At 63.6% G+C, this 26,289-nt stretch carries 30 protein-coding genes and 1 pseudogene; 18 read left to right on the forward strand and 13 right to left on the reverse strand.

Annotated features, from left to right (window positions below):
• Positions 1-154, forward strand: a pseudogene (locus tag Q1L50_RS17305) (IS110 family transposase); the annotation flags it as partial.
• Positions 155-441: 287 nt separating this feature from the next.
• Positions 442-1,302, forward strand: a complete 861-nt coding sequence (gene rpoH / locus Q1L50_RS17310; RefSeq protein WP_300341177.1) for an RNA polymerase sigma factor RpoH — start codon at positions 442-444, stop codon at positions 1,300-1,302.
• A 28-nt stretch (positions 1,303-1,330) separates the two neighbouring features.
• Here the strand turns inward: rpoH and Q1L50_RS17315 are convergent, their stop codons facing one another.
• Positions 1,331-1,945: a hypothetical protein gene (locus tag Q1L50_RS17315; protein ID WP_300341179.1), complete on the reverse strand. Its 615-nt coding sequence runs from the start codon at positions 1,943-1,945 to the stop codon at positions 1,331-1,333.
• Positions 1,942-2,640: an SURF1 family protein gene (locus tag Q1L50_RS17320; RefSeq protein ID WP_300341181.1), complete on the reverse strand. Its 699-nt coding sequence runs from the start codon at positions 2,638-2,640 to the stop codon at positions 1,942-1,944. Before Q1L50_RS17320 ends, Q1L50_RS17315 begins: the two co-directional genes overlap by 4 nt.
• A gap of 78 nt (positions 2,641-2,718) precedes the next feature.
• Here Q1L50_RS17320 and Q1L50_RS17325 point away from each other — a divergent pair, with 78 nt between their 5' ends.
• A complete protein-coding gene (locus Q1L50_RS17325; RefSeq protein ID WP_300341184.1) occupies positions 2,719-2,913 on the forward strand; it encodes a twin transmembrane helix small protein in 195 nt (64 codons plus the stop codon).
• A 52-nt stretch (positions 2,914-2,965) separates the two neighbouring features.
• Here the strand turns inward: Q1L50_RS17325 and Q1L50_RS17330 are convergent, their stop codons facing one another.
• From Q1L50_RS17330 to coxB, 6 genes are read right to left on the reverse strand one after another with little or no spacing between them, the layout of a single operon-like run.
• Positions 2,966-3,820 (reverse strand): cytochrome c oxidase subunit 3, encoded by an 855-nt coding sequence (locus Q1L50_RS17330; RefSeq protein WP_300341186.1) that lies wholly within the window; start codon positions 3,818-3,820, stop codon positions 2,966-2,968.
• Positions 3,821-3,879: 59 nt separating this feature from the next.
• Positions 3,880-4,098 (reverse strand): DUF2970 domain-containing protein, encoded by a 219-nt coding sequence (locus Q1L50_RS17335; RefSeq protein ID WP_300341188.1) that lies wholly within the window; start codon positions 4,096-4,098, stop codon positions 3,880-3,882.
• 3 nt (positions 4,099-4,101) lie between these two features.
• A complete protein-coding gene (locus tag Q1L50_RS17340) occupies positions 4,102-4,719 on the reverse strand; it encodes a cytochrome c oxidase assembly protein (protein WP_366145260.1) in 618 nt (205 codons plus the stop codon).
• Complete coding sequence (locus tag Q1L50_RS17345) at positions 4,701-4,817, reverse strand: cytochrome oxidase small assembly protein (protein ID WP_300341194.1); 117 nt, start codon at positions 4,815-4,817, stop codon at positions 4,701-4,703. The genes Q1L50_RS17340 and Q1L50_RS17345 overlap by 19 nt, the downstream gene beginning before the upstream one ends.
• Positions 4,814-6,424, reverse strand: coding sequence for a cytochrome c oxidase subunit I (gene ctaD / locus Q1L50_RS17350; protein ID WP_300341197.1), 1,611 nt, complete (start codon positions 6,422-6,424; stop codon positions 4,814-4,816). The genes Q1L50_RS17345 and ctaD overlap by 4 nt, the downstream gene beginning before the upstream one ends.
• 31 nt (positions 6,425-6,455) lie before the next feature.
• A complete protein-coding gene (coxB, locus tag Q1L50_RS17355; RefSeq protein ID WP_300341200.1) occupies positions 6,456-7,625 on the reverse strand; it encodes a cytochrome c oxidase subunit II in 1,170 nt (389 codons plus the stop codon).
• Between the two features lie 544 nt (positions 7,626-8,169).
• Between coxB and Q1L50_RS17360 the strand changes: the two genes are divergently transcribed.
• The 3 genes from Q1L50_RS17360 (at position 8,170) to cyoE (ending at position 10,054) form a co-directional block, all read left to right on the forward strand.
• Positions 8,170-8,661, forward strand: a complete 492-nt coding sequence (locus Q1L50_RS17360; protein WP_300341203.1) for a DUF2244 domain-containing protein — start codon at positions 8,170-8,172, stop codon at positions 8,659-8,661.
• A gap of 13 nt (positions 8,662-8,674) precedes the next feature.
• Complete coding sequence (locus Q1L50_RS17365; protein WP_300341206.1) at positions 8,675-9,031, forward strand: cytochrome c oxidase subunit II transmembrane domain-containing protein; 357 nt, start codon at positions 8,675-8,677, stop codon at positions 9,029-9,031.
• A 126-nt stretch (positions 9,032-9,157) separates the two neighbouring features.
• The gene (cyoE, locus tag Q1L50_RS17370; protein ID WP_300341209.1) at positions 9,158-10,054 is read left to right on the forward strand and encodes a heme o synthase; all 897 of its coding nucleotides are present in this window, start codon (positions 9,158-9,160) and stop codon (positions 10,052-10,054) included.
• 4 nt (positions 10,055-10,058) lie between these two features.
• On the opposite strand, the gene mpl is transcribed toward cyoE, so the two are convergent.
• The gene (mpl, locus tag Q1L50_RS17375) at positions 10,059-11,417 is read right to left on the reverse strand and encodes a UDP-N-acetylmuramate:L-alanyl-gamma-D-glutamyl-meso-diaminopimelate ligase (protein WP_300341211.1); all 1,359 of its coding nucleotides are present in this window, start codon (positions 11,415-11,417) and stop codon (positions 10,059-10,061) included.
• Between the two features lie 93 nt (positions 11,418-11,510).
• Between mpl and Q1L50_RS17380 the strand changes: the two genes are divergently transcribed.
• The 8 genes from Q1L50_RS17380 to Q1L50_RS17415 all read left to right on the forward strand — a co-directional run bounded on the left by Q1L50_RS17380 (position 11,511) and on the right by Q1L50_RS17415 (position 18,027).
• Complete coding sequence (locus tag Q1L50_RS17380; protein ID WP_300341214.1) at positions 11,511-12,119, forward strand: hypothetical protein; 609 nt, start codon at positions 11,511-11,513, stop codon at positions 12,117-12,119.
• Entirely contained in the window at positions 12,116-12,667 is a 552-nt protein-coding gene (locus tag Q1L50_RS17385; RefSeq protein WP_300341216.1) for a TlpA disulfide reductase family protein, read from the forward strand. The genes Q1L50_RS17380 and Q1L50_RS17385 overlap by 4 nt, the downstream gene beginning before the upstream one ends.
• A gap of 48 nt (positions 12,668-12,715) precedes the next feature.
• Positions 12,716-13,207 (forward strand): type II 3-dehydroquinate dehydratase, encoded by a 492-nt coding sequence (gene aroQ / locus Q1L50_RS17390; protein WP_300341219.1) that lies wholly within the window; start codon positions 12,716-12,718, stop codon positions 13,205-13,207.
• Positions 13,208-13,288: 81 nt separating this feature from the next.
• Positions 13,289-13,744 (forward strand): acetyl-CoA carboxylase biotin carboxyl carrier protein, encoded by a 456-nt coding sequence (gene accB / locus Q1L50_RS17395; RefSeq protein WP_300341222.1) that lies wholly within the window; start codon positions 13,289-13,291, stop codon positions 13,742-13,744.
• A 15-nt stretch (positions 13,745-13,759) separates the two neighbouring features.
• Positions 13,760-15,124, forward strand: coding sequence for an acetyl-CoA carboxylase biotin carboxylase subunit (gene accC, locus Q1L50_RS17400; protein WP_300341225.1), 1,365 nt, complete (start codon positions 13,760-13,762; stop codon positions 15,122-15,124).
• A 15-nt stretch (positions 15,125-15,139) separates the two neighbouring features.
• Entirely contained in the window at positions 15,140-16,030 is an 891-nt protein-coding gene (gene prmA, locus Q1L50_RS17405; RefSeq protein ID WP_300341228.1) for a 50S ribosomal protein L11 methyltransferase, read from the forward strand.
• Between the two features lie 3 nt (positions 16,031-16,033).
• Complete coding sequence (locus Q1L50_RS17410) at positions 16,034-17,002, forward strand: DUF3426 domain-containing protein (RefSeq protein ID WP_300341231.1); 969 nt, start codon at positions 16,034-16,036, stop codon at positions 17,000-17,002.
• An 89-nt stretch (positions 17,003-17,091) separates the two neighbouring features.
• The gene (locus tag Q1L50_RS17415; protein WP_300341234.1) at positions 17,092-18,027 is read left to right on the forward strand and encodes a carbohydrate kinase family protein; all 936 of its coding nucleotides are present in this window, start codon (positions 17,092-17,094) and stop codon (positions 18,025-18,027) included.
• Between the two features lie 73 nt (positions 18,028-18,100).
• Here the strand turns inward: Q1L50_RS17415 and Q1L50_RS17420 are convergent, their stop codons facing one another.
• Positions 18,101-18,487, reverse strand: coding sequence for a hypothetical protein (locus Q1L50_RS17420; RefSeq protein WP_300341237.1), 387 nt, complete (start codon positions 18,485-18,487; stop codon positions 18,101-18,103).
• 266 nt (positions 18,488-18,753) lie between these two features.
• On the opposite strand from Q1L50_RS17420, the gene Q1L50_RS17425 reads away from it, so the two are divergent.
• From Q1L50_RS17425 to Q1L50_RS17440, 4 genes are read left to right on the forward strand one after another with little or no spacing between them, the layout of a single operon-like run.
• A complete protein-coding gene (locus Q1L50_RS17425) occupies positions 18,754-20,238 on the forward strand; it encodes a DUF2868 domain-containing protein (RefSeq protein ID WP_300341240.1) in 1,485 nt (494 codons plus the stop codon).
• A complete protein-coding gene (locus tag Q1L50_RS17430) occupies positions 20,238-21,731 on the forward strand; it encodes a DUF3482 domain-containing protein (protein WP_300341242.1) in 1,494 nt (497 codons plus the stop codon). The genes Q1L50_RS17425 and Q1L50_RS17430 overlap by 1 nt, the downstream gene beginning before the upstream one ends.
• Positions 21,732-21,736: 5 nt before the next feature.
• On the forward strand, positions 21,737-22,060 hold the full coding sequence (locus Q1L50_RS17435) for an SMR family transporter (protein WP_300341294.1): 324 nt from the start codon (positions 21,737-21,739) through the stop codon (positions 22,058-22,060).
• Positions 22,061-22,072: 12 nt separating this feature from the next.
• The gene (locus tag Q1L50_RS17440; RefSeq protein WP_300341245.1) at positions 22,073-22,393 is read left to right on the forward strand and encodes a multidrug efflux SMR transporter; all 321 of its coding nucleotides are present in this window, start codon (positions 22,073-22,075) and stop codon (positions 22,391-22,393) included.
• 173 nt (positions 22,394-22,566) lie between these two features.
• Here the strand turns inward: Q1L50_RS17440 and Q1L50_RS17445 are convergent, their stop codons facing one another.
• From Q1L50_RS17445 to Q1L50_RS17455, 3 genes are all read right to left on the reverse strand, one after another.
• Positions 22,567-22,695 carry a hypothetical protein gene (locus Q1L50_RS17445; RefSeq protein ID WP_300341247.1) on the reverse strand — a complete coding sequence of 43 codons (129 nt, stop codon included), beginning with the start codon at positions 22,693-22,695 and terminating at the stop codon, positions 22,567-22,569.
• A gap of 111 nt (positions 22,696-22,806) precedes the next feature.
• The gene (locus Q1L50_RS17450) at positions 22,807-23,052 is read right to left on the reverse strand and encodes a DUF2892 domain-containing protein (RefSeq protein WP_300341250.1); all 246 of its coding nucleotides are present in this window, start codon (positions 23,050-23,052) and stop codon (positions 22,807-22,809) included.
• Positions 23,049-26,288 (reverse strand): efflux RND transporter permease subunit, encoded by a 3,240-nt coding sequence (locus Q1L50_RS17455; protein WP_300341252.1) that lies wholly within the window; start codon positions 26,286-26,288, stop codon positions 23,049-23,051. The genes Q1L50_RS17450 and Q1L50_RS17455 overlap by 4 nt, the downstream gene beginning before the upstream one ends.
• Between the last annotated feature and the right edge of the window lies 1 nt (position 26,289).

Raw genomic sequence — 26,289 nt, forward strand, 5'->3', positions numbered from 1 at the left:
TCACAAAATGTTGCGCACCATCTTCTTCATGCTCAAGCGTGGCGAACACTACCGGGATTCCGCCATCAACTATGAGCAGCTCTCCGTGCAGCGCAACGCTTCTCGCTGGATCAAGGCTCTGACTCCCTTCGGCTTCATCCCCGCAGCCGCTTGATTCACGACAACCCATTTCCATGACCGGTGCCGGTCAGGGCTTCGTGCGTCTTCAAGGAGGGTTCTTTCTTAACCACTCGGTGACCCCGCACTCCTTGACCGACAGGCTTTAGTCAGCGAGTCCTCGGCGGGCCGGAAAGCGAATTCACCATGCCCACCGCAAGCACCGGGCACGAGGCGTTGCCGTGAAACCGCAACGACCCGGCGGCGAACTTTGCGCTTCGTTAGCACTCTCATGCAGCGAGTGCTAAAATCTACCATGTGAACAGCAAGGAGGAGTCGATCCAAATGACACAAGCTTTGACGTTACCAGCGGTCTCCGCTGTCGGCAGTATCGACGCGTACATCCAGGCGGCCAGGCGCATTCCGCTGCTTACCGAGGAGCAGGAGTTTGGTCTGGCGACCCGTTTCCGCGATGAAAACGATCTGGACGCCGCGCGGCAACTGGTTCTTTCGCACCTGCGTCTGGTGATTTCCATCTCGCGCGGCTACCTGGGGTATGGGCTGCCACACGCCGATCTGATCCAGGAGGGCAACATCGGGCTGATGAAGGCCGTCAAACGCTTCGACCCGGCACGCGGAGTTCGCCTCGTTTCCTTTGCCATTCACTGGATCAAGGCCGAAATTCATGAATACGTCCTGAAGAACTGGCGGATGGTGAAACTGGCAACCACCAAGGCGCAGCGCAAGCTGTTCTTCAACCTGCGCAGCATGAAAACCGACAGCCAGGCGCTAGGTCAGGTGCAGGTTGCGGATATGGCCCACCGCCTGAGCGTCAAGCCGGAAGAGGTTGTCGAGATGGACACTCGCCTGTCGGGTCACGACCTGGCTTTCGACGCGCAGATCGATGACGATGAAACGTTTTCGCCGGCCGCCTACCTGGCCGATACCTCGGGAGAACCGTTGCACGTGCTGGAAGCCCGTGCCCGCGAGCGGGTGCATAGCGATGGGCTCCAGAATGCATTGGGCTGCCTCGATCCGCGCAGCCGCCGGATTGTCGAAGCGCGCTGGCTGGCGGAGGAAAACCCCTCTACCTTGCACGATCTCGCGGCGGAATTCTCGGTGTCTGCCGAGCGTATTCGCCAGATTGAAGCGAAGGCGATGCAGAAGATGCGCGCCAATCTGGCGCCGCTGGTGGCGAACACCTGAGGGGCTCGCCCGCGCCGCGGCTTTGCGATCAAAACCTGATCAGCTTGCCAAGCTCACGGATGAAGGCTTTTGGATCGGGGTCGTCGGCGTAGCGAAAAACCACCAGGCCCCGCCGGTCGATCAGGTTGATATGACGGCTGTCGCTGCCGCCAAGAACTTCCAGCACCTTGTCATCGGTAGCCTTGACCAGGAGCAGGTCGGGATGTTCGGCCAGCAGCTGCGCCGCTGGCTTCGTCGAATCGGTGATCAACCACAGGCGATCGAGACGGGCTATGTTGCGTCCCTGCGCGGTGCGCGCCTGCCGGGTCAGGTAAAGCGTGTGCTCGCAGCGGGCGTCGCATCCACCGGGCGCGGTAAGAATCAGCAGCCACTTGCCGCCGACTTCCGGATGCTGGAGCGGCTGGCCATCAGTGGTTTGCAGCCATTCAAACGGTAGCGGCACCGGGTCGAGCGACTCGCCTGCCGTCGCCGTGATTTCTGGTGGAGATACATAACGAAAGTACAAGGCCGCCAGAAGCGGCAAGACGCAAATCGCGACGATCGCCAGCAGGGTCAAGCGGCCCCTGAGCTGACCGGACGAGGAGGCAGCGGCCAAGGCGGGGTGGGCTTTCAGCGCATCTGCATTCGATTCTTCTGTGGTCATTTCCGTCGCCATGCAAAGAGCCCGTAGGCCGCGGCCATAAGAGCAAAAACCAGCCACATCATGGCGTAGCCGTAATGTCTGATCGCCGGATTGTCGGGGGTATCCCAGTCACGGATCAGGCCATCGTCGCCGGAGCCGACTTGCAGCAGAATCACCGGTAGCGCGTCGAGACCGCTGCGCCGCCGGTACTCCGGTTCACGGACATGCTGCCAGATCGGTCCTTCCGGCACGGTTTCCTGCAATTCGAAGGCTCTGGTCTCGTAGCTGCGGGTGACCCCGGCCAGTTCAACCTCGCCCGCTGCCGTCGGCACCGATGGGAGATCGGAACGCAAGCGCGGCGCCGCGATCCAGCCCCGATTGACCAGCACTACCCTCTTGCTGCCGGCCAGCTGCAAGGGGGTGAGCACGTGATAGCCCGGACGACTGCGATAGATCTTGTTGTCCAGAAAGAAGGTCTTTTCCGCGAGCCAATGACCGCGCACCGTTGCCGCCCTGTCGACCAGCTCCTCGCGCTGGCGCTGCTGCGCCGACAAGGCAATCGGGACAGAGATCAACGCGGCCTGTTCGCGCGCGAAACGTTCCCCACGGGTGTCTGCACGCCACAGTTGCAGGCGGGCCATGGCCAGGCAGACGACAATCAGCAGCATGATCAGCGACCAGCGCAGATACCCGCGTTTTCGAGGAACGATTGGCATTGCCAGAGCAGTCTGACCGGGTTGTGGCCCCAAGCGAACCGCGAGTCCGGTAGACTGGGGTTTTGAGGAGGAAGGCCCATGCGCATCGTAGTCATACTGATGCTGATCGGCATCGTCGCCAGTCTCGGCAGTGCGCTGGTGTTTATCTTTCGCGATCAAGGCCAGGGAAAGACCCGGGCGGTCAAGGCGCTGTCCTTGCGTGTGGGTCTTTCGCTGGCCCTGTTTGCGTTGTTGATTGCATCGCAACGCTTGGGCTGGATCGACCGCCTGTGATCGAAGAAGGGCCGTGCGGCAATGTTCGCCAGGCGCCGCACGGCCCCCCGTCCTACAGCCAGTAGATGACTACAAACAGACCGAGCCAGACGACGTCAACGAAGTGCCAGTACCAGGCGACACCCTCGAAGGCGAAGTGACGCTCGGCGGTGAAATGTCCTTTCATCGACCGCAGAAGAATCACCGTCAGCATGGTCACACCCAGGGTCACGTGAAAACCGTGGAAGCCGGTCAGCATGAAGAAGGTTGAACCGTACACGCCGGTGGTCATCTTGAGATTCAGATGGCTATAGGCTTCAAGGTATTCATACACCTGCAGGCTGAGAAACAGCACGCCGAGCAGGATGGTCAGCACCAGCCCGATGATCAACTGCTGCCTCTTGTTGGCGACCAAACCCCAGTGCGCCCAGGTCACCGTGACGCCCGAAGTCAGCAGCAGCAAGGTGTTGACGGCCGGAATTCCCCACGCGTGCATTTGCGTAAACGGATCCTTGGCCGCCGGTCCGGCACTCGGCCATTGGTCCCTGAAGCCTTCCCACAACGCGGCCTGTTCAGGACTCGCAAGGTCGGGAATCGCCAGCACCCGGATATAGAACAGCGCGCCGAAGAAAGCCACGAAGAACATCACTTCCGAAAAGATGAACCAGGCCATCGCCAAACGGAACGAGCGATCCACCTGCAGGTTGTAGCGCATGCTCTCCGATTCGCCGATCACGCGACCGAACCAGCCGAACAACATGGTCGCCAGAACGGCGAAACCGCCGATCAGCACATAGCCGCCGTGGGCAATGGAATTCATCATCAGCACCGCGCCGCTGGCCAGCAGCAGCAGCGCAATCGAGCCAACCAGCGGCCAGTGGGAAGGCTGAGGAACGAAATAGCGGCTTGCGGATACGGGGTGACTCATCTTGACTTCCTCCAGATCATATTATCGTTATTACCCTGTTGCCTTGTGCATGCGTCCGATCAGTGACCACTGATGGAGATTGCCACGGTCACCAGAACCAGTACAAAAACCAGCATGAAAACCAGCGCGGTGACCAGAATCCGCAGCGGCGACAGCGCCGGCGCGTCGTCCCCCAGCGGTTTGTGTCCGCGCACGCCCAGCAGACCCCAGGCTACGGTGCGAATGGTGCGAAAGCGCCCGCCTGTCGGCGGCGGTGCCTTGGGCGTTGGCGCCGGCATCGATCACTTCCCGCTTTCTGCAGTCGCCGCCGCCGAGTTGGCGCTGCCCGCCGGCACTTCAAAAAACGTATACGAGAGGGTAAGCGTGTTGACCTCTTCAGGCAGCCTCTGGTCAAGCAAGAAGACGACCGGCATCTCGCGCACTTCATGCGCCGCAAAAGTCTGTTGCTTGAAGCAGAAGCAATCGAGCTTCTTGACGTACCCCCCCGCATACTGCGGCCCGTAGCTCGGAATGGCCTGGCCAATCACCGTCCGGTTGAGCGTATTCTCGACGCGGTACACCACATGCACGATCTCGCCCGTTCTGGCCACCATGCTGCTCGTTTCCGGACGGAAGACCAAGCCACCCGCATGACTATTGGCATCAAACTCAAGCGTTACCGGGCGGGGTGGGATCGATGATGCAGCGATCCGTTCCGCTCGATCTATGTCGTAGAGCCCCGTCCACTCGCAAAACGCCCGGTACAGGCGCGGCTGCACGGACACGAAGAGCAAGCTGCCAACGACGACCGTCAGCATGACGGTAACGATGCGCCGGTTGCTACGCGCTCGCGCCCGTGGCCGCGCAGCCGCCACCGTTGCGAGTGGCCCACTGGCGGTATTCACGTATTGCTCAGCCACTGCCGGATGACGAAGCTTAGAAAGACGGCCGCAGCGAACAGGGCAAGAGCGATCGCGATGCGCCGGTTGCCCTGCTCGCGCGATTGGTCACGAGTCATCCGTGCGCCTCGGCCTGATTGAACACTGGCGGATCTTCAAAGGTGTGGTAAGGAGCTGGCGACGGCAACGTCCACTCCAAGCCGTGCGCACCATCCCAAGGCCGGCTCGACGCCTTGGCACCGCCTTTGATGGCCTGAATGACGACCACCAACACCAGCAGCTGGCTGAAGCCGAAGCCGAAAGCACCGATCCCGGAAATCACATTGAAATCCGCGAACTGTTGTGCATAGTCCGGAATCCGCCGCGGCATGCCTGCGAGACCCAGGAAGTGCTGCGGGAAGAAGGCGATGTTGAAGAAGATCATCGACGACCAGAAGTGGAGTTTGCCAAGACCTTCGTTATACATGTGACCGGTCCACTTCGGCAGCCAGAAGTAGAGGCCAGCGTAGGCGGAGAAGAGAGCCCCGGCAACCATCACGTAGTGGAAGTGTGCGACGACGTAATAGGTGTCCTGCAGCTGGATATCCACTGCGGTCATAGCCAGCACCAGGCCGGTCAGTCCGCCGATCGTAAACAACACCAGGAAGCCAAGCGCAAAGAGCATCGGTGTCTCGAAGGTCAGGGACCCGCGCCACATGGTGGTAACCCAGTTGAACACCTTCACCCCGGTCGGGATAGCGATCAGCATCGTCGCGTACATGAAATAAAGTTGACCGGTGAGCGGGATTCCGGTCACGTACATGTGGTGTGCCCAGACGAAGAAGGAAATCAGGCCGATCGCGGCAATGGCATAGACCATCGAGGCATAGCCGAACAACGGCTTGCGCGAAAACGCCGGAATTACGTGCGAAACGACGCCAAACGCCGGCAAGGCGATGATGTAGACTTCGGGATGGCCAAAAAACCAGAATATGTGCTGAAAGAGAACCGGATCACCGCCACCGGCCGCATTGAAGAAGCTGGTACCGAAATGGCGGTCGGTCAGCAACATGGTCACCGCGCCGGCCAGGATCGGCATCGAAGCGATTAGCAGGAAGGCGGTGACCAGCCACGTCCAGCAGAACAGAGGCATCTTCATCAGCGTCATGCCGGGCGTGCGCATGTTGAGAATGGTGGTGACGATGTTGATCGAGCCCATGATCGAAGACATGCCGAGGATGTGCACCGCGAAGATCGCCATGTCCATCCCCATGCCCATCTGGATCGATAGCGGCGGGTACAGCGTCCAGCCGGTTCCGGCGGCGCCTCCGGGCACGAAGATCGAAGCGGACAGCAGGATGGCAGCCGGCGGCAACAACCAGAAGCTCCAGTTGTTCATCCGTGCGAAGGCCATGTCGGAAGCCCCGATCATCATCGGGATCATCCAGTTGGCGAAACCGACGAAGGCCGGCATGATCGCCCCGAAGACCATGATCAGAGCGTGCAGGGTCAGCATCTGGTTGTAGAACTCGGGCGACACGTACTGCAGTCCCGGAGTGAACAGCTCGGCGCGGAGGATCAACGACATCGCCCCGCCGACAAGGAACATCGCGAAGCTGAACCACAGGTACATCGTACCGATGTCCTTGTGGTTGGTCGTCGTTACCCAGCGCTTCCAACCGGTTGGGTGCCCGTGGCTGTCGTGATCGTGATGGCCGGCATAACCGGCGTGTGACGTGGCTTGCATACTCGGAATCTCCTGGTGGCCTGTGGCGCGATTACTTGCCGCGAAGCGCCTTGACTTCGGCGGGCTGAATGATTTCGCCGAGTTTATTGGTCCATGCGTTGCGCTCGTAGGCGACAACGGCCGCGATATCGGTGTCACTCAACTGCGCTCCGAAGGCCGCCATTGCGGTACCCGGCTTGCCGTTGATGACCAGCTCCAGGTGAGCCTGTTTGGGACCCATGACGATCTTGGAGCCGTCGAGAGCGGGGAACACCGGTGGCAATCCCTCGCCGTTCGCCTGGTGGCAGGCCGCGCAGTTGGCGGTGTAGACCTTCTCACCATGGGCAAGCAACTCGTCAAGCGCCCAGACCTTGTCCGGATCCTCGGCGACCGCCGCCAGTTGCGTCTTCTGCTCGGCAACCCAGGCCGCGTACTTTTCCTCGGAGACGACTTCGACCACTACCGGCATGAAGCCGTGATCCTTGCCGCAAAGCTCAGAACATTGACCGCGGTAGATCCCCTCCTTCTCGGCGCGAAACCAGGTGTCACGCAAGAACCCGGGGACCGCGTCGGTCTTGACGGCGAACGCCGGGACCGACCAGTTGTGGATCACGTCGTTGGCAGTGGTCAGGATGCGCACTTTCTTGCCGACCGGCACCACCAGCGGCCGATCCACCTCCAGCAGATAGTGCTCTCCCTTGGGTGCCTTGTTCTCGATCTGGTCTCGTGGCGTTGCCAGCACGCTCATGTACTTGACCCCGGCGGCGTCCCCGGTAAGGTACTCGTAACCCCACTTCCACTGGTACCCGGTAACCTTGACCGTGAGATCCGGCTGCGAGGTGTCGCGCATGTTCACCAGGGCAGACGTCGCCGGAAAAGCGATCGCGATCAGGACCAGCGTCGGCACAATGGTCCATGCCAGCTCCACGGCTGTGTTGTCGTGAAAAGTGGCGGCCTGGTGCCCTTTAGACTTGCGATGAAAGACCAGCGAATAGGCGACGACTGCGAAGACACCGACGAAAATGACCACGATTACCCACAACAGGAGACTGTGCAGCTCGTAGACACGCTTGGCCACGGCCGTGACAGGCTCCTGCAGGTTGAGTTCCCAGGCCGCGTTGGCGACGCCACTGAGCACCGCGAGCAATCCCGCGCACAGCCGTCCGGCGAACGCCGGTCGCAAGCGATTGGTATCGCGATTATTGTTTGAGTTTCGTGCCATCTTCTCCCTCTCACCATCAGGTTACGCGGCGCGCGGCACAGCGGCGGCGCAAGCACCTGACGTTGTCTAAAACGTGCCAATAAGGATCCTGTCGAACCCCGTTCCAGTTTTTCACCAGCGGCGAAGGTTAACACAATCCAATTGATCTGGATCAATGTCGCGGGCAAAAATCTTACGGGAATGGCACCAGAAGCACGCCCTGAGCCAAGCTCAGGTCGGCGTCCCGCCAGCAGTCGATGGCCACCACGTTGCGCACACCGAGGACCGTGCGCGCACGACACACGTGCCGGTGGCAGTGATGTGTAGCACCACCGGTTGCCAATCACCGATCCGGCTGCAGGAGACAGCAATTTCTTCAGTGCTGCAGCCGCCCGCCTTGCTGGGCCGCGTCGCGATCACCAGCCAAGACGAATGCAATCATGCTGTTGGGCCGGGTTGTTGGCAACGGCGTCTGGCCCCGTGCTAGAATTTCGCGGTCGATACCTTGATTTGGGTCAACTCCAGCCAGGCCGCGCCTGAGTCTGGCCATCCGGGAGGGGGGTTGATGAGCCTGGTTGCTGCACAGACACTGACCGTGCGAACGTGGGTGGCCCGCCCGAACAACTCGCTTTCGGTATCCGCACGCAACTGGGTGTTTGCCGTTACGGTCGCCGTTTCCAGCAGCATCGCCCTGGTCTTCTCTTATTTCGGCGCCTGGCCGGTAGTTCCTTTCACAGGCCTGGAGCTGGCGTTGCTGTGGTACGCGTTGCGACATGTCGAAGCGGCCGCCAGAGATTTCGAGAAGATCACTCTTGAGTCCGGGCGGCTGATCATCGAGAGCCGACGGGGCCAACTGGTCGAGCGTCATGAGTTTCATCCGTACTGGGCACGTTTGCATTGTTTCAAGCCGGCGGGACAGTACAACCACCGCTTGCTGATCGGCTCGCATGGCAAGCAGGTCGAAGTCGGCCGCTTGCTGACCGAGGAACAGAAGATGGCGCTCGCCACCGAGCTGAAGAACAATCTGGGAGCGGTCTGGCCCGACCACCCGCGCTAGCTAGGGGATGCGATTGAACAGGCTTTATCGTCTGCTGCGGCTGCCGGGCTGCTCGCCAGCGCTGCTTGCGGCGGCGCTTCCTTCGCGCGCAGGCGCTGATTACAGCGCCAGCTTCGCGACGCAGGTCGCCGGTATCGGCCACGAGTCGCTGCCAGTGCACGGCTATTTCCTGGCCATTCTGGCGGTGTTGTTCGTGGCGCTTTTTGGCATCATGGTGTACACCATGGCCAGACACGGCAAAAGGGGCAGCGATCACCTGGAGAAGGTCGCCGGGTCGAGCGGGGCGGTTCAATGGTTGTGGGTAATGGTACCGTTCGCCATTCTGCTGTTCGTCGACTACGTGCTGATCAGGCTCCACTTCACGAGTTGAGCGACGGCGTCGCTACCGGACGATGGATTGGCTGGGCAAGGGTGTTCGAGCAGGCGGTGCGGAGACGATGCAAGGGCCTCGACCGCGTGCCGCGGTATTCGTGGGCAGGATAAAACAGGAAGGCATATGGCAGTATTGAGTACCAGTCCCCGACGTTCGCTGGGGCAGCGCCTGGGGGCTTTCTTCGAATTGTGCAAGCCGCGGGTCAACAGCCTGATCGTGTTTACCGCCATGATCGGGATGTTTCTGGCGGCTCCCGCATTTCCTCCGTTCGGGGTTTTTGTTGCGGCGTCGGTCGGTATAGCGCTGGTCGCGGGCGCCGCGGCGGCGATCAATTGCCTGATCGAGCAGCAAATTGATGCGCTGATGGCGCGTACCCGTGCTCGGCCGACGGCCCGCGGCGAAGTCTCGGCGACCGAAACGCTGACTCTGGCCACGCTGATCGGCGGCCTCGGACTGTGGATTCTCTACGCTTTTGTCAATCCGCTGACGATGTGGCTGACGCTGGCCACCTTTCTCGGATACGCGGTGATCTACACCGTCGTGCTGAAGCCGGCGACACCGATGAACATTGTTATCGGCGGCGCTTCCGGCGCCATGCCACCGCTGCTCGGCTGGGCGGCGATTACCGGTCAGGTGGGTGCCGAAGCGCTGATCCTGTTCCTGATCATTTTCATCTGGACGCCGCCGCATTTCTGGGCCTTGGCGTGCTACCGATGCGCCGACTATGCCAAATCCGGCTTGCCGATGCTGCCGGTGACCCACGGCATCCGCCTGACCTGCCTGCACAGCCTGCTCTACGTGGTGATGCTGAGCAGCGCGACCATCCTGCCCTACACCCTCGGCATGAGCGGTCCATGGTATCTGGCGGCGGCGCTGATTCTCGACGCGATCTTCCTCGTCTACAGCGTCACCCTGTGGCGCGATTACAGCGACAAGCTGGCCAGATTGACCTTTCGCTATTCGATCATCTACCTGACGCTGCTTTTCGCCGCGCTGCTGGCGGACCACTTCCTGCGCTGATCGCTCAAGCCGCGAGCGCCGCCAGCAGTTTCTCGTGGATGCCGCCAAAGCCGCCGTTGCTCATCACCAGAATTTGATCGCCGGGGCGACTGCGGCCAGCAATCTGCGTCACCAGCGCGTCAAGATCGTCTTCGACGACGGCCTTGTCGCCGAGTGGCGCGAGTGCCTCGGCGACGTTCCAGCCGAGCCCCCCCGCGTAGCAGAAGACCAGGTCGGCGGCGGCGACACTTGCTGGCAGCGAGGCCTTCATGACCCCCAGCTTCATGGTGTTCGAACGTGGCTCGAGGACCGCCAGGATGCGCGCCCCTCCGACCTTGCGCCGCAAGCCGGCGATAGTGGTCGCGATCGCCGTCGGATGATGCGCAAAATCGTCGTAGACATCGACGCCGCGGGCGCTCCCCCGCAGTTCCATACGACGCCTGACACTCTCGAAGCTGGCCAGCGCCGCCAGTCCCTTGGCGAAAGAGACGCCGACGTGCCGGGCGGCCAGCAGGGCGGCCAGCGCGTTGTGGCGATTGTGGTCGCCGGTCAGTTGCCATTGCGTGCTGCCGAGCAGTTGCTCGCCGTGCCGCAAGTGCAGTGAGCCATTGACGTCATCGCCGTCGACGCACCAGCCTCGCGGATCATTGAAACGCTCGACCGGCGTCCAGCAACCGCGCGCCAGGACCCGCTCCAGACTGGCTTCAGCGGCATTCGACACCATCAGCCCGTTTCTCGGCAGGGTGCGCACCAGATGGTGGAATTGCGTCTCGATCGCCGCCAGATCGGCGAAGATGTCCGCATGATCGAACTCCAGGTTATTCAGGACTGCGGTTCGCGGATGGTAGTGCACGAACTTCGAGCGCTTGTCGCAGAAAGCGCTGTCGTACTCGTCGGCCTCGATCACGAAGAACGGCGAGTGGACATCGTTTCCGGACAGCCGCGCCGAGACTCCGAAGTTCAGCGGCACGCCACCAATCAGGAAGCCGGGGCTGAGACCTGCGTACTCCAGAATCCAGGCCAGCATGGCGGCAGTCGTCGTCTTGCCATGCGTTCCGGCGACGGCCAGCACCCAACGTCCCTGCAGGACGTACTCGGCCAGCCACTGGGGCCCCGAGAGGTAAGGCAGGCCGCGGTCGAGGATTTCCTCGAGCAGCGGATTACCGCGCGAAATGGCGTTGCCGACCAGGTAGCAATCGGGTTCAAAAGACGTCTGAGCAGCGTCGTAGCCTTCGATCAGTTCGATTCGCGCCGCTTCGAGTTGCGCGCTCATCGGTGGGTAGACGCTGCTGTCGCAGCCGGTCACCCGGTGCCCTGCCGCCCGGGCAAGCTGCGCAACGCCACCCATGAAGGTGCCACAGATGCCGAGGATATGAATATGCATGTCAGCGATCCAAGTTAAAATTGGCCCGGGGAAGGCGCGATTGTACGCCTCCCCGCGTGCTGCTTCCCCTTGCCTACCGTTGCGAAACTATCCATGAGCAGCCGACACGATCGCCAGCGCAAGGCCCCCCAGCGCGGCCTGATCGCCAGTGTCGCGGCACGGCTGATGGCCGAAGACGGCATCAGCGCACCCGCGCTGGCCAAGCGCAAGGCAGCGCGCAGCCTCGGTTTTCCGGACAGTTCGCCGATGCCTGACGACCGGGAAGTCGAAGCCGAGCTGCGGGCCTACCAACGCCTCTTTCAGGACCAGGAGCAGCGGGCAAGAAACCTGCACTTGCTGCGCGTCGCCGCCCGCTTGATGGCCACCGTGCAGCGCTTCAATCCCTACTTGAGCGGGCCGGTGCTCGACGGTACTGCCGGCCGCTACGCGGAGATCGACATTCAGCTATTCACCGACGGGGCCAAGGACGTGGAAATCTTCCTGCTCAACGAACGCATCGCGTATCGCCACAGCCAGCCGCGCACCGACCGTGCGGAGGCGGTACTGACCATTTCCTCCGACGACGCGATCGCCAACCTGGTGGTCTATCCGCGTGATGACGAGCGCGTCAGCTTCCGGACGCGCGATGGCCGGGTGCGCGAGCACGCACGCCTCGAAGTGGTCATCAGGCTCCTGGGTGCGAACTCCCGGGCTGAGCGATGAGCCGGCGAAGCACCGTCCTGATCGGGCTGTTTGCCACGATCGTCGCGATTCTTGCCGGGTTCTACGGTCTATCGCAGCGTTTGGGTTCGATTCAGCAGACGACGCCGGCGTCTGCGACAACCGCGATGGAGCTGTTCTTCGCCAGCGCGCTGGACGATGCGCTCGGGCAGCGACAGGCGCTCTCCCAGTGGCAGGGAAAGACGCTGGTGGTCAATTTCTGGGCTACCTGGTGCCCGCCGTGCCTGGAAGAAATTCCGTCATTTTCTCGTTTACAGGGCTCCTATGCAGAAAAAGGCGTGCAATTTGTCGGTATCGCTCTGGACTCCTTGGAGCATGTCGGGGCCTTTTCGGAGCACCAGGCGGTCAGTTACCCGCTGCTGATCGGCGGCGTGCAAGGCGTCGAACTGGCGCAGCAGTTCGGCAACGCGAGCCTCGGTCTTCCCTACACCGTCGTGATCGGCCCAGAGAAGGAAGTGCGACTGGTGCGCATGGGACCGTTGTCGGAGGTCGAGCTGGACCGCTTTCTTCGGATAACGACGTCTCGCTGAAGACTTGTTGCTGGACAATATGCCGCCATTTGCGGCAAACTTGCCCCCATGAAGAAGCAAAAGAACACCACGGCGGAAACTGACAAGGCATCGGCGCTTCCCCGCCTGCTCGTTCTGCACGGACCCAATCTCAATCTTCTCGGCACCCGCGAACCCAAGTACTACGGTTCGACCACGCTCGCCGAGATCAACATGGCTCTGGCTCACCGCGCCGAAGGCGCCGGCGTCGACCTGGAGGCATTTCAGAGCAATCACGAGGGAGCGCTGATCGAGCGCGTGCACGCCGCTGGCGAACAGGGCGTCGCCTACATGATCATCAATCCGGCGGCGTACACCCATACCAGCGTCGCCCTTCGCGACGCCGTTGCCGGGACCGCCATCCCCTTCATCGAAGTGCACCTCTCCAACGTGCACGCGCGCGAATCTTTCCGCCACCGCTCGTATTTTTCCGACCTGGCGATTGGCGTCATTACCGGCCTTGGCAGCGAGGGTTACCTGCTGGCGCTCGAGTACCTGCTCAGCAGGATTTCTGCCGAGTGAGACCTTCGGCCGGCGGCTGCGGTCGCGTGGCGCCCATCACACCAATTGCCGCCCACACGAATATTCATCCGGAGAGAGTTCATGGATTTGCGCAAGCTCAAGAAACTGATTGATCTCGTCGAAGAGTCGAGCATCACCGAACTCGAGATCAACGATGCCGAGGAGAAGGTCCGCATCGTCAAGAATGGCGGGGCAATGGCTCACCACGCCTATGCGATGTCACTGGCCGGCCCGGCGCCGATGACCGCTGCCGGCCCGGGTCCAGCGACCGCATCACTGCCCGCGGAGCCGGACGTTCCCGAAGGCGACGTTGTCAAGGCGCCGATGGTCGGTACCTTTTACCGGGCGTCGAGCCCCAGCGCCGCGCCCTTCGTCGAGGTCGGCAGCGTGGTCAAGGCGGGCGAAACGCTGTGCATCATTGAAGCGATGAAACTGCTCAACGAGATCGACGCCGAACGGGCGGGAACGGTATTGGCCATTCTGGTAGAGAACGGCGAACCGGTCGAATACGGTGAACCGCTGTTGATCATCGGCTAGGGAGAAGCTTCGCTCATGTTCGGGAAAGTCCTGATTGCCAATCGCGGAGAGATTGCCCTTCGCATCCAGCGTGCATGCCGCGAGCTCGGCATCAAGACCGTGGTCGTGCACTCGGAGGCGGACCGCGAAGCCAAGTACGTCAGGCTGGCCGACGAATCGGTGTGCATCGGTCCGCCGCCTTCCGCGCTGAGCTACCTCAACGTCCCGGCGATCATCTCGGCGGCCGAAGTCACCGATGCGGAAGCGATACACCCGGGCTATGGTTTTCTTTCCGAGAACGCCGATTTTGCCGAGCGAGTGGAATCGTCCGGCTTTGTTTTCATTGGTCCGCGCCCGGAAACCATCCGCCTGATGGGCGACAAGGTATCGGCCAAGATCGCCATGCGCGCGGCCGGAGTTCCCTGCGTTCCCGGCTCCGAGGGGGAGCTGCCGGAGGATCCCAGGGAAATCCTGCGCCTTGCCCGCGAGGTCGGTTACCCGGTGATCATCAAGGCTGCCGGCGGCGGCGGCGGTCGCGGGATGCGGGTCGTCCATACCGAAGCGGCACTGGCCAATGCGGTGACCATGACCCGCGCGGAGGCGCAGACTTTTTTCGGCAATCCGAACGTCTACCTGGAGAAGTACCTGGAAAACCCGCGGCACGTCGAAATCCAGGTGCTTGCCGACAGCTTCCGGAATGCGGTCTATCTTGGCGAGCGCGATTGTTCGATGCAGCGCCGCCACCAGAAGATCATCGAGGAGGCGCCAGCCCCGGGCATCCCGCCGCGCTACATCGTGCGTATCGGCGAACGTTGCGCCGAAGCGTGCCGACGGATCAACTATCGCGGCGCGGGAACCTTCGAATTTCTCTATGAGAACGGCGAGTTCTATTTCATCGAGATGAACACCCGCATCCAGGTCGAGCATCCGGTCACCGAACTGATCAGTGGCGTTGATCTTGTCGCCGAGCAGATTCGCATCGCTAACGGCGAACGACTTCGCTTCAAGCAGCGCGATCTCGACTTCCGCGGTCACGCCATCGAATGCCGAATCAATGCCGAGGACCCGTTCACCTTCGTGCCGTCGCCGGGGAAGATCACCTTCTATCATCCGCCCGGTGGCCCGGGCATCCGTGTCGACTCGCACATCTATCAGGGTTATACGGTTCCGTCGCACTATGACTCGATGGTCGCCAAGGTGATTTCCTACGGTGACAGTCGCGACCAGGCCATCCGTCGGATGCGCACGGCACTGTCGGAGATGAGCATCGAAGGCATCAAGACCAATATCGCCCTCCATCAGGAACTGATGCACGACGCCCGTTTCATGGAAGGCGGTACCAGCATTCACTATCTCGAACAGCGGCTGGCTGCCAAGAACGAGGTCCAGAAGGGCAGCTGACCGGCGCCAATCATCATGCCCTGGCTATCACTCAGTATTCAGACCGACGGCGCGCACGCTGAAGCACTGGCCGACGCGCTGCTGGCCGAAGGCGCGATGGCTGCCAGCATCGAGGACGCCGACGCCGGGACGCCCGATGAAACCCCGCAGTTCGGCGAGCCCGGATCAATCGCACGGCCAGGCTGGGAGCGCTCCCGCGTCGTCGCGCTGGTCACGCCGGAAACCGATGCGGCGCGCCTGGTCACCGTCTGCGCGGCGACCGCCGGACTCGACGAGGTGCCCGACTACACCCGGGAGGAGATTGCCGATCAGGACTGGGTGCGGGTGACGCAGGCCCAGTTCGAGCCGATTCGCGTCTCCGAACGGCTGTGGATTGTTCCCTCGTGGCACCAGGCTCCCGACCCCGGGGCGATCGTCCTGGTGCTCGACCCGGGAATGGCTTTTGGCACCGGCTCGCATCCGACGACTCGCCTGTGCCTGGAATGGCTGGAGCGCTGCGTCGCCCCCGGGCAGTCGGTTCTCGACTACGGTTGCGGTTCCGGGATTCTGGCCATCGCCGCGGCCCGGCTCGGCGCGACCGAGGTGCTCGGCGTCGATATCGACCCGCAGGCGGTGAGCGCTTCGATCAGCAACGCCGAGCGCAATCAAGTCGGGGCACGTTTCCAGAATGCGGAACGTGCGCTGGCAGGACAGTTCGACATCGTCGTCGCCAACATCCTGGCCAATCCGCTCAAGGTACTGGCGCCGGCGGTCTGTGCCCATGTGCGCCCGGGCGGAAGCCTGGCGCTGTCAGGGATCCTGTGCGAGCAGGCCGATGAACTGATCGCCGCCTACGCCTCCTTCCTGCCGCTGCGGGTTGCGGATACGCGCGACGGCTGGGTTTGCCTCGCCGGCGTAAAGGAATAGCTGATGAAAACGTGCTGCCCTGGCTGCCAGACCGTCTTTCGCGTCACCTCCGAGCAACTCAAGGCGCGCGCCGGCAAAGTGCGCTGCGGGCAATGCCGCAAGATATTCAGCGCCCTCGAAAGTCTGCTCGACGACAGCGAACCGATCATCGGTGCGCCGCTTCCGACTGAGTCGCTGGCTCGCGAGCAGGCTGCCGTGCTGTCCGCAACGTCGGTCACCCCCACGGTAGCGGTTCTGTTGCGCAGGCAGGAGACGGGCACCGGCGCCGGGATCGCGGCCGCTGATGAAAGCCCTGCCGAGCAAGCCCCTGCCGACACCACCCCCGCCCGCATGACCGCCGACTCGCTGCCCGACTCAGTAGTGGCGCCACAGCCTGTCGCGCAGGCCGACTGGTCGGCCGCCACACCTGACGAGGCCGCTGGCGCCGCGGGAAACGGCGACGCCGACGGCACGGTCGCGCCGCGCAAGACCAGGGACTTCGCCAGCTACGTCAGGTGGCCGAGGAGGCCGTTCCTGATCGCCATCGTGCTGCTGGTGCTGCTGCTGGTCGGCCAGCTGGCCTTTCACTTTCGCGGCACCATCGTCCTGATCGCGCCGACCCTGCGACCGGCACTGACCATGCTGAGCGAAGCGTTCGGTACGGACATCCCGCTGCCGCGTCACGCCGACCTGGTGAGCATCGAGACCTCCGAACTGCAGAGCGAACCGGGGCGCAGCAAGCTGCTGGCCCTGCAGGCAACACTACGCAACCGCGCCAGCTATGCGCAAGCCTACCCGGCGATCGAACTGACGCTTACCGATACCGACGACAAGGCCGTTGCCCGGCGCGTCTTCATGCCGGAAGAGTATCTCCCGGCGAGCGCGCTGGCCGACAAGTCGTTCCGCGCCAATGGCGACGTCGAGGTTCGCCTGTCGCTTGACGCCAAGACGGTCAACGCGGCGGGCTACCGGCTGTACGTCTTCTATCCGTAATCGCCACCTTGGGGGCGAGCATCGGAACCGATCAGCAACGGCGGCAGATTCCATCCCCTCAACACCTCGTTCAGATTGCCAAAAAATCCATGTCCACACTCATTTGCGGCTCGATCGCCTTCGACAACATCATGGTCTTTCATGATCGCTTCAAGAACCATATCCTGCCCGAGCAGATCCACATCCTCAACGTCGCTTTCCTGGTTCCCGAGATGCGGCGGGAGTTTGGCGGTTGCGCCGGCAATATTGCCTATAACCTCAAGCTGCTCGGCGGTGACCCGCTGATCATGGCCACCGTCGGCGACGACGCCGACCGCTACCTGCTGCGACTCGACGACCTCGGACTATCGCGGGCGCACGTGCGGCGGATCGCCGACAGCTTTACGGCGCAGGCCTTCATCACTACCGACCTCGACGACAATCAGATCACCGCGTTTCACCCCGGCGCGATGACCTATTCGCACCTCAACCGGGTGAGCGATGCGCCGGGCGCAACGCTCGGGATCGTTGCCCCTGACGGGCGCGACGGCATGCTGCAGCACGCCCGGGACCTAGCGACAGCGGGCATTCCCTTCGTTTTCGACCCCGGCCAGGGTTTGCCGATGTTCTCGGGCGACGACCTGATGCAGTTCATGAAGCTGGCCAGTTACGCCTGCTTCAACGACTACGAAGCGAAGCTGCTGTGCGACCGGACGGGTCAATCCCTCGAACAGCTGGCTGGAGAAGTCGAAGCGCTGGTCGTGACCCTCGGCGGCGAGGGTTCACGCATTCACGCCGGCGGTCGGTGGCACGAGATTCCCTGCGTCAAACCCTACGCTGTTATCGATCCCACAGGATGCGGCGACGCCTACCGCTCGGGCCTCCTGTACGGCATCGCTGCCGGCTGGGATTGGCAGCAGACCGGCCGGCTGGCGGCGGTAATGGGAGCGATCAAGATCGCCCATCGCGGTGGCCAGAACCATCGCCCGACTCGCAGCGAGATCGCCAAGCACTTTGTCAAGGCGTTTGGCAGCGCTCCCTGGTAGAGGCCCTTGCCGGGCTGGTGGCAGCCGACCGGAACAGCCATCCGTCACCGCCGATGGCGAGCCCGCTGGCGACCTAACCCAGCTTGCACTCGTTGGCCAGCGGCTGCCCGGTCCTGGCATCCATCAACACGCTCTTCCAGGGCAGGTCTATCCACAGCAGGCCATTCTGCCGGTCTTCGTAACGCGGCAGGCCGGAGGTCGAGTCGTAGCGCAGCAGTGTGCGGCGTTGGCCCTGCCAGCCGAGCTCGATCAGATTGCTGTTGATCGCGTCGCGCTGGACCTGGACCCTGCGTCCGGCCTCGCAACGATAGACCCCGCTGGCCAGCTGGAACTTCAGTTGCTGCCCCTCGCTGCGGACCGCCGGCTGACGACCCGGTGCCGCCGGCTGCGGTGCCGTGGTCAGGCAGGCGGGCAGCATGGTGCCCAGGACAGTGATGATGATCGGGTGATACCGCCTCACGCTCTAGCCTCAAGTACTTGACGAGATCCGCAAGGTAGCATCACAAGCAGCTGAAAGGCCAGCGATTTCGCTGTTCCGCGCGACTTGCGAGGTGCGCGCGGGCGGCTCGCGGCGCCGGTGGTGCTGGCCTTTCGGCAGATGCGCCGGGCTCGCGTCTGGTCGCAATCCCGGGCCCGAGTGCGGCGATTGACTGCGGTTGACAGGGCCGAGCGGGCCAGAGACACTCTGGCCGGTGCCCACCATCCCCAACCTTTGTGCCCCGGACGATGAATGAACGCGACGCCCTGCTGACCACGGCTCTACGGGCGCTTGAGACCGTCGACGCGGACCGTCAGACCTGGACCGACAGCGATCGCTCGTGGGCCAGCCAGGCTGCGGCGGAAGTCGTCGGCGAGGCGGCAAGCGCCGCCGTCTTCGTCGCCCGCCGCGCAGATCTCGCGCTGGAGCGTCTGCGGGCCCGCGACGCCGGCTTCGCCCAGGTCGTCGACGGCCTCGTGTGGCGGCCGTGGATCGGGGCACTCGTAATGACCGTGGCGTTTTTTGCAGGCGTCGCCAGCGACCGTATCGGCTCCGGGCGAGAGGTCAATCTCCTGGCGCCACCGGTAATCGGACTGCTGACCTGGAACTTGGCGGTCTACCTGCTGATCGTCGTCGGCTGGCGTTGGCGCAGGAGAACTCCGAGCCGCCAGCCGGGGCCCCTGCGCCGCCTTCTCGGCGGTGGCTTACTGGCTCCGGAACGATCGCTGCGCCAGCGCGGGGCGCACATCCCGGCAGCGGTGCTGGCCCGCCTGATCGGCGACTGGAGCACAACCGCGGCGCCGCTGCATGCCGCTCGCGCCGAACGCATCCTCCATTTCTCCGCGGCGCTGTTCGCCGTCGGGATCATCGCCGGACTCTACTTGCGAGGGTTCGCCTTCGAATACCGCGCGGCCTGGGAAAGCACCTTCGTCGGCGCCGAGGCCGCGCACCGCATCCTGACGGTGATGCTGGCGCCTGGCTTGTGGCTTACCGGCGGGGCCTTGCCCGACGTCGACGCCCTGGCCGCGATTCGTTCCGGGGCCGCGCCGGCGACCGCGAATGCGGCGCCCTGGCTGCACCTGCTGGCGGCAACCATCGTCGTCGTGGTCGTCGTGCCGCGAGTTCTTCTTGGGCTGCTTAGCGCCTTGGTCGAGCGACGCCGGTCCAGGCAACTGATTACCCGCTTCGACGACCCGTATTACCAGCGACTGCTGCACGGCTACCACGCCGGCCCGGTTCATCTGAAGGTAGTTCCCTATAGTTACCGCCCCCTGCCGGCCGCGATGGCCGGGCTCCAGCTCCTGGCCAACCGGGTTTTCGGGAGCCACGCGACGATGATCTGTGCGACACCGGTGCGCTATGGCCAGGAGGATTCGTTGCCGCCTGCGTCGCGGCCCGACGGCAGCGGTCCGACGGTCGCGCTGTTCAGCCTGGCAGCGACCCCCGAACGTGAAACGCAGGGCGCTTTCATCAGTGCCTTGCGCTCTGCCGGCGGCAGCGCGCCGCTGCTGGTGCTGGTCGACGAAAGCCCGTGGCACGCCCGCTTCGACGCTGACAGCAAGCGCCTCGACGAGCGCCGTTCGGCATGGCGGGCCGAACTCGCTGCCGCCACCCCCTTCGCCGAAAGCACTGGCAAGGCCGACCGCTGCATGGCACCGGTATTCGTTGATCTGGCGCAGCCCGATCTGGCCTCGGCACAAGGCGAGATCGAGCGCCGCCTGGAGGGCTCGTGATGAACGACGGTCTGATCTCCCTGTCACTGATTTCGCACACCAACGCCGGCAAGACGACGCTCGCGCGCACCTTGCTCGGGCGCGACATCGGTGAAATCCGCGACGCGCCGCACGTCACCATCGACAACACCGCCCATTCGCTGATCAGCACACCCGCCGGCGACGAACTGCTACTCTGGGACACGCCGGGATTTGGCGACAGCGCGCGGCTTGCCAAACGTCTGCGTCAGCAGGGCAACCCGATTGGCTGGTTCCTCGGACAGGTATGGGATCGCTTTCGCGATCGTTCGTTCTGGTTTTCGCAGCAGGCGGTAGCCAATGTCCGCGACCAGGCGGACGCCGTGCTGTATCTGGTCAACGCCTCCGAGGAGCCGGCCGACGCCGGCTACCTCGAACCCGAGTTGGCCGTCCTGGAGTGGATCGGCAAACCGGTGATCGTTCTCCTGAACCAGACTGGCCGCAGCCGGCCTGGCGACGAAGAGGCCGCCGAGCTCGATCGCTGGCGACAGCTGATGGGCGGCTACCAGGTCGTTCGCGCGGTGCTGCCACTGGACGCTTTCGCACGCTGCTGGGTGCAGGAGATCACCCTCCTGCGCGAAGTCCGAAAGGCACTGCCAGCCACACGCGAGGCCGCCTGTTCGCGCCTGATCGACGCCTGGCAGCAGCGCCGCGAGGCGCAATTCGACGCCTCGATGGGCGTCCTCGCCGAGACCGTGGCGCGCGCCTCGCTGGACATCGAAACACTGCCCGAAACGCGGATCAAGGGCGCTTTGCGCGATCTTGGCCGGGCGATGGGGGTGGGCCACAAGGACGGCGACGAAGACAAGGCGAGCGCTTTGCGGGCACTTGGCGGGCGTGTTGATGCCGACCTCAGGGCGGCGCTTGATCGCCTGATCGGCATTCACCAACTCGCTGGCCAGGCCAGCGAAGATCTGCTGCGACGGATGGCGCGCACGGTGACCCTCGAAGCGCCGGTCAACGAGAAGAAAGCGGCGCTGATGGGCGGCGCGCTGTCCGGTGCGCTGACCGGAATTGGTGTCGACATCGCGCACGCCGGACTCACCCTCGGCGCCGGCATGCTTACCGGCGCGGTCCTGGGCGCGCTGGGTGGGGCCGGTATCGCGCGCGGCGTCAACATCGCGCGCGGCCGCCGCGGCACCACCTTGCGCTGGGACGACACCTTTCTCGTCGAACTCGTGGTCAGCTCGCTGCTGCGCTACCTGGCGGTGGCGCATTACGGGCGTGGGCGCGGCGAATGGCGCGAGACCGAGTATCCCCCATTCTGGCCGCCTCTGGTCAGCGCGGCAGTGGCCGAGGCCAGCGACGCGCTAATCGCGAGCTGGTCGGTGCACGATCCCGGCCAGGCCCCGATCGTCATCGCCACGCGTGCTCGGGCGGTAATTGACGAAATCGCCCGGACGATCCTCGAGCGCCTTTATCCGGGAACACTCGACAGCGCGGCCGAGTCGTCGGCAAACGACGCCGGAGGCTGATGATCATGGAGTGGATAGCGCTGGTCATCGCCGGTGTCTTGGAATGGGGCTGGCCGGTCGGCCTCAAACTCGGCTGGTCGGACACCGGGGCGCTCTGGGGCTGGCTGGCCTTTGCCGCCGCGAGCATGGCGGCGAGCGGCACGCTGTTACTGATCGCCCAACGTCGGATCGCCATGGGCACCGCCTACGCAGTATGGACCGGCATCGGCGCGGTCGGCACCTTCCTGCTGGGCATCGCCATCTTTGGCGAGGCGGCGAGCATCGAGCGCTTTGTTTTCGTGGGCCTGATCGTCGCCGGCATCGTCGGCCTCAAGATCGCTTCAAAATAGGCGCCACGAACAATGGACTGGGTAGCACTCCTCGTCGCCGGCGTCTTCGAGTGGGGATGGCCGGTCGGCGTCAAGCTCGGGCAGACCGAGCGCGGCATGCATTGGGGCTGGATCGGCTTCGCCATCGTCTGCATGGTCGCCAGCGGCGCACTGTTGCTGTACGCGCAGCTGAGCATTCCGATGGGCACCGCGTATGCCGCGTGGACCGGCATCGGCGCGGTCGGCACCTTCGCGCTCGGCATCGTGGTGTTCAAGGAGCCCGCCAGGCTGGCGCGCTTCTTCTGCATCGGGCTGATCGTCGCCGGCATCCTGGGCCTCAAGCTGGTTACTTAGTTCTACCTTGCCGGATTCGTTTCACATCATCGGACTGGGTCATGTAACAAGATCTATGCTGTCAAGATTCTTCAATCCATTCATGGAATTGTGAATTCCATGGGCAATGCCAAGCGTGCCAGCAGCATGCCTGACTACCAGGTGCGGCGCTGGCCGGCGTGGCGCCATCACATTCACTGGCGTTCAAGCTCGAACGACGACGGATCAGGCAGGGCCTCGAGAAGAACTTCGGCCAAATGAGCACGCTCTTCCGGGGACAGCGCGCAAGCTTTTCGCTCCAACCCGTTCAACAAAGCGGACATGTGGTGTGCTCCGTAGCGTTGCCGGCGACATGCTACGTGTGCCGTGAGCAAAAGTCGTGAACGCCGCTGACGACCCACTCGCAGTCAGAGCTTGGGCCGCGACTCCCCGACTCAGCGCTGACCCAACCCCGGGCGAGGGCACGACGGATCGTCGAGCCGTCGCATGCCGAGTTTGACCATGATGCTCTCGGCCGGGCAAAAGCGGGTGAAGCCGCTCTGCAGCAGGTTGGCGCCGACGAAGACGGTGAACCACAGGAAGTGTTTCGAGACGAATAGCGGACTGGCTTCGACGCCCAGGGCGAGCGAGACAAGGATGAAGCTGCCGGCCATGATGCGCACGGCGCGATCGGTAGTCATGTCTGGTACTCCTTTCGGAAGGCTGCGTAGTAAAGCACCGGGATTACCACCAGCGTTAGCAGGGTGGAAACGAGTATGCCGAAAATCAGGCTGATCGCCAGCCCGTTGAAGATCGGGTCGTCGAGGATGAACAGCGCGCCGAGCATCGCCGCCAACGCGGTCAGCGCGATCGGTTTGGCGCGTACAGCCGCCGACTGGATGATCGCTTCGCGAAAGTCGATTCCCTGGTCGACCTGCTGCGCGATGAAATCGACCAGCAGGATCGAATTGCGAACGATGATCCCGGCCAGCGCGATCATCCCGATCATCGAAGTCGCGGTGTATTGGCTGTGCAGCAGCGCGTGCCCGGGCATCACACCGATCACCGTCAGCGGAATCGGCGCCATGATGATCAGCGGCACCAGGTAGCTCCTGAAGTGCGCGACGACCAGCAGGTAGATCAGGATCAGCCCGACGCCGTAGGCAATGCCCATGTCGCGGAAGGTCTCGTAGGTCACCTGCCACTCGCCATCCCACTTGATGCTGTATCCGGCGTCCGGCGCGGCCGGCTGCGTGATGAACCACTCACCGAGCGTCCCGGCAGCGTGATCGACCCCCTCCAGCGCCCGACCGGCGATCTCGCTGCGCGCGGCGAACATGCCGTAGAGCGGCGAATCGAGCCTGCCGCCCATGTCGGCAACGACGTAGACCACCGGCAGCAGATCCTTGTGGTAGACCACCTGTTCGCGCGCCAGTTGACGCACTTCGACCAGCTCGGAAACGGCCACCAGCCGCCCCTCTTGCGAGCGGACGCGCAGCTTGAGCAGCGTGTCGAGCGAACCCTGCTGCTCGGCCGGCAGCGTCAGGCGGACGGGAATCTCGTACTTCGAACCGGTGTTATGCACCGGCGTGACATCGTCGCCGGCCAGCGCCATGCGCAGCACGTCAACCACGTCGCTCTGCCTGACGTCGAGCATCGCCGCCTGGTTCTGCCGGACGCGCAGCACGGTCCGCTGGCCACCGGCATTGACCGAATCGTCGATCGCCACCAGATCGGGCGTTGCCTCGAGGATTTTGCGCACTTCCTTGGCGACTGCGCTCTGACCGCGGTAATCCGGGCCATAGACTTCGGCGACGATCGGCGACAGGACCGGCGGCCCGGGCGGCACTTCGACCACCTTGGCGTTGCCACCGGCACGCCTGCCGATTGCTTCGACCGCATCGCGGATCGACACCGCGATCTCGTGACTCTGGCGTGAACGCTGCTGGTGGTCGACCAGGTTGACCTGCAGGTCACCCAGCTCCGGCGCCGCGCGCAGGTAATACTGACGAACCAGGCCGTTGAAATTGATCGGGCTGGCGGTACCGGCGTAAGCCTGGTAGTCGCTCACCTCGGGCACCCTGGCGACTTCGGCACCCAGCGCCCGCAGCACGCGTGCCGTTTCCTCGACCGGCGTCCCGACCGGCATGTCGAGAACCACCTGGAATTCGCTTTTGTTGTCGAACGGCAGCATCTTCAGGACCACCAGTTGCAGCGCCGCCAGCGCCAGCGATCCGGCGATCAGCAAGATGATCGCCAGCAGCAACCAGCGGCGCGCTGCCGCGCCTCGCCGCGGATCGAGAAACGGTGTCAGCAGACGGCGGAACAGGCGATCCAGCAGGATCTGACCGCGCGTGCTGGTGGCACTGTTCGGCGCGCCGTCCGGGCCATCGCCGGCCACCGCCGCGTGCGGCGTCGTGGCCAGCAGCCGTGCCGCCAGCCAGGGCGTGACGACAAAGGCGACAGCCAGCGAAATGAACATCCCCAGCGACGAGTTGATCGGAATCGGACTCATGTACGGCCCCATCAAGCCACTGACGAAAGCCATCGGCAGCAGCGCGGCGATCACCGTGAAGGTCGCCAGGATCGTCGGGCCGCCGACTTCGTCGACCGCCAGCGGGATGATTTCGAGCAGCGGCTTGTCGGGCTGCAGCGCCTGCCAGCGGTGGATGTTCTCGACGACGACAATGGCGTCGTCAACCAGGATGCCGATCGAGAAGATCAGCGCGAACAGCGAGACGCGATTGAGCGTGAAGCCCCAGGCCCACGAGGCAAACAGCGTTGCGGCGAGGGTCAGGCTGACCGCGACGCCGACGATCAGCGCCTCGCGCCGGCCCAGGGCAAAGAACACCAGCAGAATCACGAAAGCGGTCACGAAGACCAGCTTGCCGATCAGTTTCTGCGCCTTGTCGGTCGCCGTCCGGCCATAGTTGCGGGTGGTCGTGACTTCGATACCCTCGGGGATCAACGTCCCCTTGAGCGACTCGGCGCGGGCGATCACCGCGCTGGCGACGTCGGCGGCATTGACTCCCGGCTTCTTTGACACCTGCACCGTCACCGCCGGAAACTCGCCGTCGCGGTTACCGAACCAGACGTACTGGTGGGGTTGGTCGGGACCTTCCTCGACAGTCGCGACGTCGCCGACAAACACCGGCTTGCGCTCACCGGCCTTGCCGCGCACGGCGACGACCAGTTGCCGGACGTCGGCCGCTGATTCGAGATAGGTGCCGGTCTCGACCAGCACTTCGCGGTTGTCGGCAACCAGGCTCCCGGAGGACGCCCGGCTGTTGCCGAGACGCAGCGCGACGGCCAGATCCTGCGGCGTGACGGCAAAGGCGTTCATCCGCTCGCTGTCGATCGACACCCGCAAGACGTGGTCTGGACCGCCGAGCGTCGACACGTCGCGAGTACCCTTGATCCGCTTGAAATCGACCTCTGCGGCGCGTGCCACCTGCTGGAGGTCGAAAGCCGAACGTGCCGGGTCGGCAGTCCAGAAGGTCAGCGAGACGATCGGCACGTCGTCGATCCCGCGTGGTTTGACGACCGGCTCGACGACGCCGAGGTTCGGCGACAGCCAGTCACGATTCGAATTCACCGTGTCGTACAGGCGAACCACCGCGTCCATGTACTTGACGCCGACGGCGAACTGCACGGTGACCACCGCCATTTCCGGTCGTGACACCGAGTAGACGTGCTCGATTCCCGACATCCGCGACAAGACCTGTTCCGCCGGCGTCGCCACCAGATTCTCGACGTCCTGCACCGACGCGCCGGGAAAGGCGATGAACACGTCGGCCATCGTCACGTCGATCTGCGGCTCTTCCTCACGCGGCGTCACCAGCGTCGCGAAGACGCCCATCAGCAGCGCGACCAGTGCCAGCAGCGGAGTCATCTGCGAGCTGGCGAAGAAGCGGGCGATACGGCCGGATACGCCCATT

Source organism: Accumulibacter sp., from assembly GCF_029255145.1.
Taxonomy (GTDB): Bacteria; Pseudomonadota; Gammaproteobacteria; order Burkholderiales; family Rhodocyclaceae; genus Accumulibacter.